The sequence below is a fragment of the Nocardioides alpinus genome, from assembly GCF_900112035.1.
In the GTDB taxonomy this organism is placed as follows: domain Bacteria; phylum Actinomycetota; class Actinomycetes; order Propionibacteriales; family Nocardioidaceae; genus Nocardioides; species Nocardioides alpinus.
On the sequence record NZ_FOKC01000015.1, the window covers coordinates 62,548 to 76,708 of the forward strand.

At 70.8% G+C, this 14,161-nt stretch carries 13 protein-coding genes; 3 read left to right on the forward strand and 10 right to left on the reverse strand.

Going from position 1 to position 14,161, the window contains the following annotated elements; genetic code table 11:
* Positions 1-313: 313 nt before the first annotated feature.
* From kal to kdd, 4 genes are read right to left on the reverse strand one after another with little or no spacing between them, the layout of a single operon-like run.
* Positions 314-721: a 3-aminobutyryl-CoA ammonia lyase gene (kal, locus tag BM127_RS20480; RefSeq protein ID WP_091201757.1), complete on the reverse strand. Its 408-nt coding sequence runs from the start codon at positions 719-721 to the stop codon at positions 314-316.
* Complete coding sequence (kamE, locus tag BM127_RS20485; protein WP_091201758.1) at positions 718-1,506, reverse strand: lysine 5,6-aminomutase subunit beta; 789 nt, start codon at positions 1,504-1,506, stop codon at positions 718-720. Before kamE ends, kal begins: the two co-directional genes overlap by 4 nt.
* Positions 1,503-3,128: a lysine 5,6-aminomutase subunit alpha gene (kamD, locus tag BM127_RS20490; RefSeq protein ID WP_091201760.1), complete on the reverse strand. Its 1,626-nt coding sequence runs from the start codon at positions 3,126-3,128 to the stop codon at positions 1,503-1,505. Before kamD ends, kamE begins: the two co-directional genes overlap by 4 nt.
* Complete coding sequence (kdd, locus tag BM127_RS20495; RefSeq protein WP_091201762.1) at positions 3,128-4,204, reverse strand: L-erythro-3,5-diaminohexanoate dehydrogenase; 1,077 nt, start codon at positions 4,202-4,204, stop codon at positions 3,128-3,130. Before kdd ends, kamD begins: the two co-directional genes overlap by 1 nt.
* A 163-nt stretch (positions 4,205-4,367) precedes the next feature.
* On the opposite strand from kdd, the gene BM127_RS20500 reads away from it, so the two are divergent.
* Both BM127_RS20500 and BM127_RS20505 read left to right on the forward strand, forming a co-directional pair.
* On the forward strand, positions 4,368-5,834 hold the full coding sequence (locus tag BM127_RS20500) for a KamA family radical SAM protein (RefSeq protein WP_091201763.1): 1,467 nt from the start codon (positions 4,368-4,370) through the stop codon (positions 5,832-5,834).
* A 219-nt stretch (positions 5,835-6,053) separates the two neighbouring features.
* Positions 6,054-7,013 (forward strand): type IV toxin-antitoxin system AbiEi family antitoxin domain-containing protein, encoded by a 960-nt coding sequence (locus BM127_RS20505; RefSeq protein ID WP_091201765.1) that lies wholly within the window; start codon positions 6,054-6,056, stop codon positions 7,011-7,013.
* A gap of 3 nt (positions 7,014-7,016) precedes the next feature.
* On the opposite strand, the gene BM127_RS20510 is transcribed toward BM127_RS20505, so the two are convergent.
* Entirely contained in the window at positions 7,017-7,667 is a 651-nt protein-coding gene (locus BM127_RS20510; RefSeq protein ID WP_091201767.1) for a maleylpyruvate isomerase family mycothiol-dependent enzyme, read from the reverse strand.
* A 249-nt stretch (positions 7,668-7,916) separates the two neighbouring features.
* On the opposite strand from BM127_RS20510, the gene BM127_RS20515 reads away from it, so the two are divergent.
* Entirely contained in the window at positions 7,917-8,441 is a 525-nt protein-coding gene (locus BM127_RS20515) for a hypothetical protein (protein WP_139227822.1), read from the forward strand.
* A gap of 147 nt (positions 8,442-8,588) precedes the next feature.
* Here BM127_RS20515 and BM127_RS20520 read toward each other — a convergent pair whose 3' ends face one another.
* From BM127_RS20520 to BM127_RS20540, 5 genes are read right to left on the reverse strand one after another with little or no spacing between them, the layout of a single operon-like run.
* Positions 8,589-9,041 (reverse strand): Lrp/AsnC family transcriptional regulator, encoded by a 453-nt coding sequence (locus BM127_RS20520; RefSeq protein WP_091201828.1) that lies wholly within the window; start codon positions 9,039-9,041, stop codon positions 8,589-8,591.
* A 10-nt stretch (positions 9,042-9,051) separates the two neighbouring features.
* Positions 9,052-9,984, reverse strand: coding sequence for a 5'-3' exonuclease (locus tag BM127_RS20525; RefSeq protein ID WP_231263463.1), 933 nt, complete (start codon positions 9,982-9,984; stop codon positions 9,052-9,054).
* 21 nt (positions 9,985-10,005) lie between these two features.
* The gene (locus BM127_RS20530) at positions 10,006-12,813 is read right to left on the reverse strand and encodes a DEAD/DEAH box helicase (protein WP_091201770.1); all 2,808 of its coding nucleotides are present in this window, start codon (positions 12,811-12,813) and stop codon (positions 10,006-10,008) included.
* Complete coding sequence (locus BM127_RS20535; RefSeq protein ID WP_091201772.1) at positions 12,810-13,715, reverse strand: YegS/Rv2252/BmrU family lipid kinase; 906 nt, start codon at positions 13,713-13,715, stop codon at positions 12,810-12,812. Before BM127_RS20535 ends, BM127_RS20530 begins: the two co-directional genes overlap by 4 nt.
* A 23-nt stretch (positions 13,716-13,738) precedes the next feature.
* On the reverse strand, positions 13,739-14,143 hold the full coding sequence (locus BM127_RS20540; RefSeq protein ID WP_091201773.1) for a hypothetical protein: 405 nt from the start codon (positions 14,141-14,143) through the stop codon (positions 13,739-13,741).
* Positions 14,144-14,161 lie beyond the last annotated feature (18 nt).

Consider the following 14,161-nt stretch of genomic DNA (forward strand, 5'->3'; position numbering starts at 1 on the left):
GGAGCACGCACGACGAGACGACTGGCGACGGGCATCGCTGGCTTCGCGTACCCCACGTCAGACCTCTCACTGCCGGTCGCGCCACCCGCGGGCTGCACAGGCGGACCCCGAGACCCTCTCTCCCGCGGTGGCGGGTGTCAACACGGGCCTGACCTGCGTGAACACGCGTTAGTGCAGGTCAACGCGGTGCGGCTCGGAAAAATCTTGAGAGACAATTTTGCCGCTCACGGCGTGTCGTCCGGTGACACGCCGGGACAGTGCCTGCCCTCGACCCCGGTCTCAGCGGGTGGTCCAGCGGGTGGTCGGCGGGGCCTCAGCGGGAGGCGGGAGGTACGACGACTGTGCCCGTGGCCGTGGTGGCCACGACCGGGGGGTCGAGCACCTCCGCGGCGCCGGGCGCCTCGGGCGTGGGAGCACCCCGTCCGACCACGTGCACGGCGAACTCCATGACCCGGCTGCGGCTCCCCTCCCTGACCAGGGTGGCGGTGATCTCGAGGAGGTCACCGGCCCGCACGGGGGCCTTGAACTGCACGTCGGAGTAGGACGCGAAGAGTCCCTCGTCACCGTCGAGCACGACGCACATCTCGGTGGCCACGTCGCCGAACAGGCCGAGGCTGTAGGCGCCGTCGACCAGGTTGCCGGCGTAGTGGGCGTGTGAGTAGGGGACGTAGCGGCGGTGCGTGACGACGGTGCCGACGCGGTCCGCGGTGCTCTCGGTCATGACGCCTTCTCGGTCTCGATCGTGGTGGTCGTGGTGGTGGTCGCCGCGGGGGGACGCGGCGAGGTGAGGCGGTGCACGATGAACGACGCCACCTCGCCCGGCGTCGTACCGCGGGTGAAGACGCGGTCGACCCCGAGCTCGTCGGCCATCGTCTCGTCGAAGCGCGGTCCACCGACGACCAGGAGGGGGCGCTTGGCGGCCGGGTAGGCCTCGCGGAACGCCGCGGACATCTCGCGGGTGTTGAGCAGGTGGGCGTCGCGCTGGGTGACGACCTGCGAGACCAGGACCGCGTCGGCCTTCTCCTCGCGCGCCGCCTCGACGAGCTCCGGCACCGAGACCTGGGCGCCGAGGTTGACCACCTTGAGCTCGCGGTAGTACTCCAGGCCCTTCTCCCCCGCGAAGCCCTTGATGTTGAGGATCGCGTCGATGCCGACCGTGTGCGCGTCGGTGCCGATGCAGCCGCCGACCACGACCAGGCGCCGTCGCATCGATCGCTTGATCGCCGCGTTCGCCTCCTTGGGGGTCAGCAGCGGGTAGTCGCGCTCGACGACCTCCACGACGCTGGGGTCCACGAGGTGGTTGACCCGGCCGTAGACGACGAAGAACGTGAAGCCCTCCCCCATCGGCTTGGCGTGCACGACCAGGGCGGGGTCCATGCCCATCTTGTTGGCGAGCTGGACCGCGGCGCCCTCGGCGACCTTGGAGTGCTCGATGGGGAGCGTGAAGGACAGCTGCACCATGCCGTCGCCGGTGGTGTCGCCGTAGGGGCGGATCAGTCCGGTCATGTGCTCGACTCCGCTCGATGGACGGGGGTTTCCAGGATCTCGGTCGCCGGGTTGTAGTAGTCAGGCGCCTTGCGGGCCACGCCGTCGAGCCCGCGACCCTTGTGCGGGGGTCGCTTCATCAGGCCGAACGTGCCGTCCGCGATCGCGGAGAGCAGCGGCGGCTGCCCCTTGACCGTGCGGTCGCCCTTGATCTCCTCGAGGAGCGCGACCGCCTCGCCCAGCACCTCGCGGGCCCGCTGGGCGATGAAGCCGTCGGGTGCGGGGTGGAAGTCCTCGTGCAGCTTGCCCGCGGCGTTCATGACGTACCGGACGTTCTGCAGGGCCAGGTCGCGGTCGGAGATCCACGGGGTGACCACTGCCTCGGTCATCATCCCGACGAGCAGGATGCCCTGGCCGGTGAGGGCGCCGACGAGGTTGAAGAAGCCGTCGAGGAGGTAGCCCTTGAAGATGTCGCCGGTCATGTGGCGCGTCGGCGGCATCCACTTCAGCGGGGCGTCGGGGAAGAGCTCGCGCGCCAGCATCGCGTGGGCGAGCTCGAGGCGGAAGGAGTCGGGCACCTCCGGGTCGATCTCGAAGGCGTGGCCCAGCCCGAGCTGCCAGTCCTCGAGACCGGCCTCCTTGGCGAAGTACTCGTTGAGGAGCTGGCTCGTCGTGACCGTGTGGGCGGCCTCGATCGCGTCCGCCGTGGTGAGGTAGTTGTCCTCGCCGGTGTTGATGATGATCCCGGCGCGGGCGTGGACCTGGCGGCTGAAGCGCTGGTCCACGAAGGTGCGGATCGGGTTGATGTCGCGGAAGAGGATGCCGTACATCGAGTCGTTGAGCATCATGTCGAGGCGCTCGAGGCCGGCCAGCGCCGCGATCTCCGGCATGCACAGGCCGGAGGCGTAGTTGGTGAGCCGGACGTAGCGGCCCAGCTCGCGCGACGTCTCGTCGAGGGCGGCGCGCATCAGGCGGAAGTTCTCCTGGGTGGCATAGGTGCCGGCGAAGCCCTCGCGGGTCGCCCCCTCCGGAACGAAGTCCAGCAGGGACTGTCCCGTCGAGCGGATCACCGCGATCACGTCGGCACCCTCGCGGGCGGCAGCCTGCGCCTGCGGGATGTCCTCCATGATGTCGCCGGTGGCGACGATGAGGTAGATCCACGGCTTGCTGGGGGCGTCGCCGACCTTGGCGACCATCTTCTCCCGCGCGACGCGCTGCCGGTCGATCTGCTTGATTCCGGTGCCGACCGCCTTGCGGGAAGCGGCGATCGCTCGGGTGGCGTCCTTGCCCTCCGGGATGCGGAAGGTCACCGATCCGGCAGCGGCCTTCTGCGCGAGGGTGAGCAGGTCGTCGCCCTCGCCGCGGAGCAGGGCGTCCCACACCGGAAGGCTGACGCCGTGCTCGAGCCCGACGTCGGCGCGTACGGCGTCGGCGAGGCGGTTGACCCACGGCGTGCCGTCGGGGTCCGCGCCACCGAGGCCGGCGAGGCGCAGCGTGGCCCGCTCGACCGAGACGGTGGTGTGCCGCGTGGCGAGGTCGACGATCGGCTTGCCGACCTGCCGTGCGAGCGTGCGGGCACGGCGTACGTCGGCGCGGTCGATGCCGAGCCGGCTGGTCGCCCTGCTCGGGGTGCTGCGGGCCATCAGAGCCTCCGCTCGAAGAGTCCGCGGACGCCGGCGTCGGCGCGCAGCAGCTCCATGGCGTACGCCGCGTGGCCGGGGACGTAGCCGTTGCCGACGAGCATCTGCACGTCGGCGGCCAGGCCCTCGGCGCCGAGTGCGGCGGCGCTGAAGCTGGTGGCCATGGAGAAGAAGATGACGGTCCCGCCCTCGGCGGTGGCCAGGATCGCGCCGCCCTCGCAGCCCGGGACGTCGACGCACACGACGGTGACGTCGGCCGGTCCGCCCGCAGCGGTGACGGCGTCGCGCAGCGCGATCGGGTCGCGCGCGTCGGCGACGACGACCGCGTCGGCCAGGCCGGAGTCGCGCAGCAGCTCCGCCTCGGCCTCGGTCGGGACGACCCCGATCGCACGCCGGCAGCCGGCATCGCGTGCGGCTGCCAGGCTCAGGGAGCCGGACTTCCCTCCCCCGCCGATGACGGCGACGACGGCCGCCTCGCCGGTCGAGCGCAGCCGGGACCACTCCCTCACCACGCGGGCGGTGAGGGCCGGCGCACCGCACACGTCCATGACGCTGAGCGACAGCGCCGGGTCGAGGTCGTCGGGGAGGACCGCGGCGATCGAGCGCCCGAAGAGGATGGCGTACCCGTCGGCGGGCACCTGCTCGCTGCGGCCGTCCCAGCTGGAGAGGCCGTCCTCGATGACGAGGGGCGTCAGGGTGAGGCTGACGAGGGTGGCGACCCGGTCGCCGACGGCGAGGCCCAGTGGGGACTCGGGACCGACCTCCTCGACGGTGCCGACGAGCATGCCGCCGGAGCCGGTGACGGGGTTCTGCATCTTCCCGCGCGTCGCGACGATGTCGAGCACCTCGGCGCGTACTGCGTCACCGCTGGTCTCGCCGTACTTCGTGTGCTTGCGCTCGAGCTGGCGGAACGACGCGGCGTCGAGGTTGAGCCGCTCGACGCGCACCCGGACCTCGTCGGGCCACAGGTCGGCGCGGGCATCGAGCCGCTCCGCTGCCTGGGGCAGCACCGCGCGGTCGTCCAGCACGCGGTGCAGACCGGTCGGATCGCCGGTGCGATGGTCCGCGGGGATGGTCACAACAGATGATCCTTCTCGTCGAGCGCCACACAGGCAGCAAATCTTGCGGCGTGGCATTGGACTGGCCGCAGGTTCTCCACGTACTCTTCCAGATGTGTCGCCGCCCACACAACCGGCGCGCCGCACGCCTGCCTCACCGGCGCAGAACACCCCGAGGAGAACCATGAGCATCGAGACCGTCAGCCCCGTTGAGCTGGCACTCGCCACCGACCAGCCCTACCCCTATCAGCGGGTCGAGCTCGTCGAGCCCGACTGGACGCGGTTCCCGGGGTGGAAGGACGTCACCGGCGAGGAGTGGGCCTCGGTCCAGTGGCAGCGCGCCCACTGCGTCAAGAACGTCAAGCAGCTGCGCGAGCTCATGGGCGACCTCCTCGACGAGCGGTTCTACGCCGACCTCGAGCGCGACCAGGCCGAGCGGGCCACGATGTCGATGCTCGTGCCGCCGCAGATGATGAACACGATGGCCCCGGGCGTCGAGCCGCGTGGTGCCGGCTCGCTGACCGACGCGTTCTACGCCGACCCGATCCGTCACTACATGATCCCGGTCTTCTCCGACCGCCGCACCGACTGGTCCTCGCACCCGCACGCGGCCCGCGACTCGCTGCACGAGCACGACATGTGGGCGACCGAGGGGCTCACCCACCGCTATCCGACCAAGGTGCTCGCCGAGCTGCTGCCGACCTGCCCGCAGTACTGCGGCCACTGCACGCGCATGGACCTCGTCGGCAACTCGACGCCGGTCATCGAGAAGCTGAAGTTCGGCGGCAAGCCCAACGACCGCATCGGCGACATGCTCGACTACCTGCGTCGTACGCCGTCGGTGCGCGACGTCGTGGTCTCCGGCGGCGACGTGGCCAACATGCCGTGGCCCCGCCTCGAGGCATTCCTCACCGAGGTGATGGAGATCGAGAACGTCCGCGACATCCGTCTCGCCACCAAGGCCCTCATCGGCCTGCCGCAGCACTGGCTGCAGCCCGACGTCGTCGAGGGTGTCAACCGCGTCGCGACCATCGCCCGCTCGCGCGGCGTATCGCTCGCGATGCACACCCACACCAACCACGCGAACTCCGTGACGCCGATCGTCGCCGAGGCGACGCGGGCGATGCTCGACGCCGGCCTGCGCGACGTACGCAACCAGGGGGTCCTGCTCAACGGCGTCAACGCCGACCCCCACGCCCTGCTCGACCTCTGCTTCCGCCTGCTCGACGGCGCGCAGATCATGCCCTACTACTTCTACATGTGCGACATGATCCCGTTCTCGGAGCACTGGCGGGTCTCGGTCGCCGACGCCCAGCACCTGCAGCACCACATCATGGGCTACCTGCCGGGCTTCGCGACGCCGCGCATCGTGTGCGACGTGCCCTTCGTCGGCAAGCGCTGGGTCCACCAGCTCGCCGACTACGACACCGAGCGCGGCATCTCCTACTGGACGAAGAACTACCGCACCTCCATCGAGGCAGAAGACACCGACGCCCTCTCGCGCCACTACGAGTACTACGACCCGATCCACACGCTGCCCGAGTCCGGCCAGCAGTGGTGGGAGCAGCACGGTCGCCTCGACGAGTCCGCGCTCAAGGCCGCCGAGATGGCCGAGGCCTCGCGGCGTACGGCGGCCCTCCAGGCCTACTGAGGGCGCTTTGCTCGTGCAGGAGTCACCGCTTCAGCGGTGACTCCCGCGCGGGTGGGCCGTTGCAACGGCCCACCCGCGCACAACTTCCCCCACCCGGCCTCCCCCCCGCCTGCCGGCCATGGGCCCGGATCCGTCCACAGGGAGGCGGTAAACCGCGTCGTCCACAGGCGAGACCGTCATGGGCTGCTCGATGTCCCCGCAGCCGTTCATCTTCGTCGGATGGACACCAACGACGCCTTCCCGATCGGGACCCACGACATCAGCCTCCGCCGCGAGCTCATCGCCGCCGGGTGGACGGACCGCGACATCGCGCGGGCCGTACGCAGCGGCCTCATCCACCGCGTCCGCTACGGCGCCTACGTGGACGCGAAGCTCTGGAGGATGCTCGACTCGGACCGGGACCGGCATCGCGCACGGTCGCGCGCGGTGCTCAGGACGGCTCACCCCAGCAGCGTCCTGACCCATCAGTCGGCGTTGGCGGAGCACATCGACTTGCTGTGGCGCCTCTGCCTCGACGACGTCGCCCTGACCCGCACCGACGGCGTGGCGGGACGCCACGAGTCGGGGATCGTCCACCACTCCGGTGGCCTCCACCTGCCCGACATCACGGTGCGCAACGGCGTACCGGTCTCGACCCCGCCCAGGACGGCGATCGAGATCCTCTCCACCCACGACACCGAGCTCGGCCTCTGCCTGCTCAACGCCCTGCTGCACACCGGACGTACGACGCTGGACGAGGTGCGGGCCGTGGCAGCCCGCACGGAGCACTGGCCCCACACCCTCGCAGTACGCATCGCGATCGGCCTGGCCGATCCCAGGCTCTCGAGCATCGCCGAGAGTCGCACCTTCCACCTGTTCTACCGCGAGAACGTCCCGCTACCGGTGCCGCAGGTCGACGTGCACGACGCGCTCGGCACGCTCCTCGGGTGCGTCGACTTCCTGTGGCCCAAGCAGGGGGTGTTCCTGGAGTTCGACGGCCGCATCAAGTACGAGCTGTTCCGCCGCCCGGGCGAGACGCTCGCCGACTACCTGATGCGCGAGAAGAAGCGGGAGGAACGCATCTGCCAGGAGACGGGCTGGATCTGCATCCGGATCGGGTGGTCCGACCTGGAGAACCCGCAGGCGACCGCTCGCCGGATCCTCGCGATCCTGGACAAGCGCGCTCCGACTGCTGCTTGATCGTCACAGCCGGGCCCGCACCACGTCTGCACCGGGACCTGTGAGCTCGTCGGCCGCCAGCGGGCGGCCGTAGAGCAGCCGCGCGATCGCCTCCGCGGACGCCCGCGCCTCCGGTCCGACTCCGTGGGACCAGTCGACGTCGCTCGCCGCCAGTCGTACGCCGTCCACCCTCCGTGCCGCGCTGCCGCCGACCACGCCGTTGAGCGGCCACGGTGTGCGCAGCACGAAGTCAGCGACAGGACCAAGCACCTCTGCCGACAGCGGCTGGACCAGCCCCAGCGGATGTCGTACGTCGATGCCGTGCACGACGGCGTCCGCGAGCGCTGCCACGGTCGGCATGCCGATCGGCTTCGCTCCGGACTCGAGGTTGTGCTCGAGCTGCTCGGTGATCGCGACGCGTCCACGATCGCTCCACCGGACGGCCGACGACGCGATCATCCTGTTGACCGACAACCGGCTGCGCAGCATCGCCCTCCCACCCTCGAGGGGCCCCAGGGTCGGCGCCCACGCCAGGTGCGCGGCGACGTCGATGACACGCCACTCGCTGCACAGGGATCGTGCCTCCCACTGCTGCGGCGTGAGGGACTGCAGCCGATCGATGAAGGCGCGCCGCTCCTGTCGCACCAGGTCGGGCAGCGGGCTCGAGGCCTCCATGTCGACCGAACGTACTCCCGGGCCGAGCCGGGTGGAAGCCCGCGACTCACTCTGGTCCCAGGGCTGGGCCGACCTTGACGCGGATGGGCCGTTTCAACGGCCCATCTGTGCGGGAGTCACCGCTTCAGCGGTGACTCCCGCAACGGAGAGCGACCGCTTCCCATCTTCACCGTCCCCGCGGAGAGGCGCTCACGCGCGTACGATGAGCGCAGGCATCCATGCCGTGTGACCTCGGGAGGAGAGCCTCACGTGGAGCCTCAGCACCTCGCTCGTCGTACGGTGATCCGCGCTTCTGCGTGGTCGGTACCGGTGGTGGCGGTCGCGGCCACCGCGCCCGCGTATGCGGCGTCCCCGTTGGGCGCCCAGCTGACCTTCAACACGGCCAACGTCTTCGGGGCGGACTACGCCGGCTCCCGCCCGAAGAAGCTCGAGTCCAACGTCCAGGTGCAGAACTCCTACTACGCCGGCGCTCCCACGGTCACGAGCCTGATCCTGACCGTGTCCTACCCCAAGACGGTCGTCGGAGGTGGCGCCGCGACGTCGGTGTCCGGCGTGGGCTGGTCGTACACGAGCGTCGCGTCCTCCGGGACCCAATGGGTCTACCGCTTCGACTGGGTCGGGACCGCAGCTCCGGGCGGGAACACCGGCACGATGGTCTTCCGCGTGCCGATCGTGAACCCCTATCCCGGCGCCGTGCCTGTCACTCCCTCCTTCACCGCGTCGGCCAGTGGCGGCACCGCCCTGGCTGCGCCCTCGTACACGCTGCCGTCCTGACCGGGCCGAGCACGGAGCCGCACCGACCGCGGGCGAGCCCCACGACTCCCTCTGGTCCCAGGGGTGGGCCGACCTTGACGCGGATGGGCCGTTGCAACGGCCCAACAGTGCGGGAGTCACCGCTCCAGCGGTGACTCATGCAGGAGCTCAGTCGATCGGGCGGTTCTCGTACGGCGTCGAGAGCACGATCGTGGTGCGCGTGGAGACGCTGGCCGCGCCACGGATCCGGGCGAGGAGGTCCTCGAGGTCGCGGGGCGTGGGGACGCGGATCTTGAGGATGTAGGACTCCTCCCCCGCCACCGACCAGCAGGACTCGATCTCCTTGATCCCCATGAGCCGCTCGGGGTAGTCGTCGGGGTGCGACGGGTCGATCGGCGTGATCGAGATGAAGGCGGTCAGCGGGCGGCCGAGCTGGTCGTGGTCGACGGTGGCGCCGTAGCCCGTGATCAGGCCCCGCTGCTCGAGCCGCTTGACCCGCTGGTGCACCGCAGAGGTCGAGAGGTCGGTCGCCTTGCCGAGGTCGGTGAAGGACATCCGGCCGTCGCTGGCCAGCAGCGTCAGGATCTGGCGGTCCTTGGCCTCGACCTCGTGGGAGCTCACACGCGTCACACTAGTGGGAGCCGGACATGGCCTCCACGAGTCTCACCGCCGACGAGCCGAGGCCCCACCGCTCGTCCAGGGCCACGACCGCCGCGTGGTCGACCGGCGTACGTGGCCGAGCCAGGTCGGGCGACCCGAGGTCGAGGTCGCGGCGCACGGCGACCACCTGGGGTGCGACGGCGAGGTAGTCGGCCGCAGCCTTGATCTTCCCCCGCGGTCCGGGGCCCATGTCGGAGTCGGGGTCACCCGCAGCCTCGACGATCGCATCGACGGTGTGGAAGCGGTTGAGCAGCGTCGCGGCCGTCTTGTCCCCGACCCCGGCCACACCGGGAAGACCGTCGGACGCGTCGCCACGCAACGTCGCGAGGTCGGCGTACTGGTGGGCGTCGACGCCGTACTTGGTCCGCACCCAGGCGTTGTCGACGCGCTCGTGCTTGCTGACGCCGCGAGCCACGTAGAGCACCCGCACCTCGGTCTCGTCGTCGACGAGCTGGAAGAGGTCGCGGTCGCCCGTGACGATGTCGACGGCCATGCCGGCGTCCGTCGCCAGCGTGCCGATCACGTCGTCGGCCTCCATCTCGGCGTGCCCCACGATCGGGATGCCGTAGGCCTCGAGCACCGAGATGATGATCGGGATCTGGGTCTCGAGCGGGTCGGGCACCTCCTCCACGTCCGGCGACGATCCCGGGCGGGCCTGCACGACCCGGTGCGCCTTGTAGGACGGGATCAGGTCGACGCGCCACTGCGGGCGCCAGTCGTCGTCCCAGCAGCAGGCCAGGTGGGTCGGGTCGTACTCCCCCACCAGGCGGCTGATGAAGTCCATCAGGCCGCGGACGGCATTGACGGGGGTGCCGTCAGGGGCCTTCACCGAGTCCGGCACCCCGAAGAAGGCGCGGAAGTAGAGCGAGGCCGTATCGAGGAGCAGGAGGCGCTGGTCCGTCACGTCGGTGAGCCTGCCACAGACTCACTCCGCCAGGACGCTGTAGGCGATCACGCCGCGCTTCAGCGACTTCGCCGTCGCCCGCGCGGTGGTGCGCAGCGGGCTGTCCCCGGCGGCGTCGGCGACCTGACCGCAGAGGTCGAGCAGCTGCTTCATCCATCGGACGAAGTCGCCGGCGGACAGACCGGTGACACGCAGCACCTCGTCGAGGTCGTCGCCCTCGGCCCACCGCCAGGCAGCCCACGCGAAGCCGATGTCGGGCTCACGGAGGAAGTCGAGCTTGTGGTCGCGCTCGAGGGCGTCGAGCTGGCTCCACAGCTTGACCAGCTCGCCCAGCACCGGCTTCACCCGACCGCCAGGCAGCTTGGGCGACGACGCGTCGTCGGCACGTCGGGCCTCGAACACCAGCGCCGACAGCACTGCGGCGAGCTCCGAGGGGGTGAGCTCGTCGAAGAGGCCCGCGCGGATCCCCTCGGCCGCCACGAGGTCCATGTCGGTGTAGATCCGCCGCAGGTGCGAGCCCCGCTCGGTCACCTTGTCGCCGTCGAGGTAGCCGAGCGCCGTGAGGACGTCGCAGACGCGGTCGAAGGTCCGCGCGACCGTGTTGGTGCGGTTCTCCACGCGGCGCTTCAGGGTGTCGGTGTCGCGCTGGAGCTTGTAGTAGCGCTCCGCCCACCGCGAGTGGTCCTCGCGCTCGGGGCACTGGTGGCACGGGTGCGACTTGAGCTCGGCGCGCAGCTGGGCGATCTTGCGGTCGGTCGGCGTGTCGCCGAACGAGTCCGCGGACTTCGTACGCCGGGAGCCGGGGCTGGCGAAGTCGTGGGACTTGGCCTTGAGCGCGGTGGCGAGGTCGCGCCGCATGGCCGGGTTGCGGCCGTTGAACGACTTCGGGATCCGCAGCCGGCCGATCGACTCGACGGGCACCGGGAAGTCCATCGGCGCCAGCCGGCGCGCCTGCCGGTCGGCGGTGACGACGTAGGGCCGGGGCTCGTCGCCCGACTCACCCGGGTCGATCACGACGGCGAGGCCGCTGAACTTGCCAGCCGGGACGTTGATCACGTCGCCCGGGCGCAGCTTGCCCAGCGACGCGATGGCCTCGGCCCGTCGGTCCTGGCGACGCTCGCGGGAAGCGCCCTTCTCGAGGTCGGAGATCTGGCGGCGCAGGTCGGCGTACTCCATGAAGTCACCGACGTGGCACGTCGCGGCCTCGCGGTAGCCCTCGAGCGCCTCCTCGGCCTTGTGCACCTGACGGGCGAGCCCGACTACGGCCTTGTCGGCCTGGTACTGGGCGAACGACTGCTCCAGCAGCTCGCGCGAACGCGCGCGGCCGAACTGGTGCACGAGGTTGACCGCCATGTTGTAGGACGGGCGGAAGGACGAGCGCAGCGGATACGTACGGGTCGACGCCAGGCCGGCGACCTCGCCGGGGTTCATCCCGGGCTGGTAGAGCACGACGCCGTGGCCCTCGATGTCGAGGCCCCGGCGACCGGCGCGACCGGTCAGCTGGGTGTACTCCCCCGGCGTCAGCTCGGCGTGGGTCTCGCCGTTCCACTTGGACAGCTTCTCGATGACCACGGTCCGTGCCGGCATGTTGATGCCCAGCGCGAGCGTCTCGGTCGCGAAGACGACCTTGACCAGGCCCTCCTGGAAGAGCTCCTCCACGACCTGCTTGAAGGCCGGCAGCAGACCGGCGTGGTGGGCGGCGATGCCGCGGGTCAGGCCGTCGAGGAACTCGTGGTAGCCGAGGACGTGCAGGTCCTCCTCCGGCAGCGACGTCGACGCGTGCTCGACGCGGTGGAAGATCTCGTCGCGCTCGGCCGCCGTGGTGAGACGGGTGTTGGCCGAGACCAGCTGGGTGACCGCGGCGTCGCAGCCGGCCCGGCTGAAGATGAAGCAGATCGCGGGGAGCAGGCCCTCGCGGTCGAGGCGCTCGACCACCTCGACGCGGCTGGGGATCCACACCCGCCGGCCGTTGCCGACGGCGCGGGGGTTCTTGGACGATCCCGGCTTGCCCTTGCGGGGCGAGCGTCGGTCACGCATGAGGCGCGAGCTGGCCCAGTCGTCGCGGGCGATCCGGGTGAGCTCCTCGTTGACCGGCGCTCCCTCCTTGACGAAGCCCGCGCTGGCGTCGACGTCCGAGGACGCGAAGAGGTCGAGCAGCCGACGCCCGACCATGACGTGCTGGAAGAGCGGCACGGGCCGCTTCTCCTCGAGGATCGTGGTCGTCTCGCCGCGCACGGTCGCCAGCCACTCGCCGAACTCCTCGGCGTTGGACACCGTCGCCGACAGCGACACCAGGGTCACCGACTCCGGGAGGTGGATGATCACTTCCTCCCAGACCGCTCCGCGCATCCGGTCGGCGAGGTAGTGCACCTCGTCCATCACGACGAAGCCGAGCCCCAGCAGCGTGCGCGAGCTGGCGTAGAGCATGTTGCGCAGCACCTCGGTCGTCATCACGACCACTGGCGCCTCACCGTTGATGACGTTGTCACCGGTCAGCAGGCCGACGTTGTCCGCGCCGTAGCGCTTCACGAGGTCGTGGTACTTCTGGTTGGACAGCGCCTTGATCGGGGTCGTGTAGAACGCCTTGCGTCCGGTCTGCAGGGCCAGGTGGATGGCGAACTCGCCCACGATCGTCTTGCCCGAACCGGTCGGCGCCGCGACGAGCACGCCGCGCCCCTCCTCGATCTCCTGGCAGGCCCGGATCTGGAAGTCGTCGAGCTCGAAGCCGTAGAGGCCGGCGAAGTCCTGGAGCATCGGGAAGTCCTTGCTGCGCATGAAGTCGGCGTAGCGCTCCGCGGGGCTGGTCTCGTCGTCGGTCGGGGTGTTCATGCCAGAACCTCCAGTGCGCCCGGGGCGCACTCGATCGTGAGGGGCAGCGGACCGAAGCGCTCGCCGTCGGCGTACGCCACGATGCTGGGGCCGGCGACGGTCACCGAGCGCACCCGCCGGTGGACGTACTCGGCGACGCCGTCGATCCGGCCGGTGAACAGTCGCGGGTAGGACCGCACCAGCTTGGACTTGCTCATCCGGGTGATGACCACGACGTCGAGCAGGCCGTCGTCGAGCAGGGCGCCCTCGGTGATGCGGAGGCCGCCACCGAAGGACGGGCCGTTGCCCACCGCCACGAGCATCGCCTCGTGCTGGACGGTCTCGCCGTCGAGGTCGAGGGTGTAGTGGATGGGCCTGAAGGTGCGCAGCTCGGCCAGCGTGGCCAGGTTGTAGCGCATCTGGCCCCGAGGCCACGTCATGGCGTTGGCGCGCTCGTTGACGATCGCGTCGAAGCCGGCCGCCAGGACGGTCACGAAGTAGCGGTCGCCGCTGCGGGCCAGGTCGATGGTGCGCCGGCGCGAGGCGATGATCCGGTCCGCGGCGGCGACCGGGTCGGTGCGCGGCAGGTCGAGGTAGCGGGCCACGTCGTTGCCGGTGCCGGCGGGAATCAGGCCGAGGGGTACGCCGCTGCCGGCGACCGCCTGGACGCCCAGGTGGACCACGCCGTCCCCGCCGCACAGCACGAGGGCCTCGACGCCGTCGGCCACGCAACCGCGGGCCAGGTCGGAGGCCTCGTCGGCGTCGCGACCCTGCAGGTTGCGGACCACGAACCCGCTCTCGCGCAGCCGGGCGAGGGCCGCGTCGCGGTGTCGTGCGCCCTTGCCCCCGCCGGACGTGGGGTTGGTCAGCAGCGCGATCTCTCGCCCCCGCACAGGGTGGTCGGGCGCTGCCGGGTCGTGCATGAGCGCGACCCTATCCCCCGCCTCTAGCCACCCAGCCGCAGCAGGGCCGCGTAGCGCTCGGAGTGTGCGCCGACGGCACGCGCCAGGCGCCCGAGGGCATCCAGCACCAGGTCGGGACCGAAGCCGGTGCCGGGCACGGCCAGCACCGTGCGTACGCCTGCACCGTCATCGAGGCAGCCGATGACCACCTGGCCGTGGCGCCAGGCCTGGTGCACGCGCAGACGGCTCGCGTCGTCGACGACCGGCTCGGGATAGGCCTCGTCGACCGCCAGCAGGTCGCACGCGAGGTCGTCGGCGCCCTCACCGGTCAGGCGCCCCCGCACCAGGTGTCCGGTGCGCAGACCGGCATCGGCGCGCCAGACCACGTCGCGGTCGCCCAGCCACTCGGGCAGGTCGAACGGATCGATGTCGATGATGACGGCCTGCATGGGCCCAGCCTGCCAGAG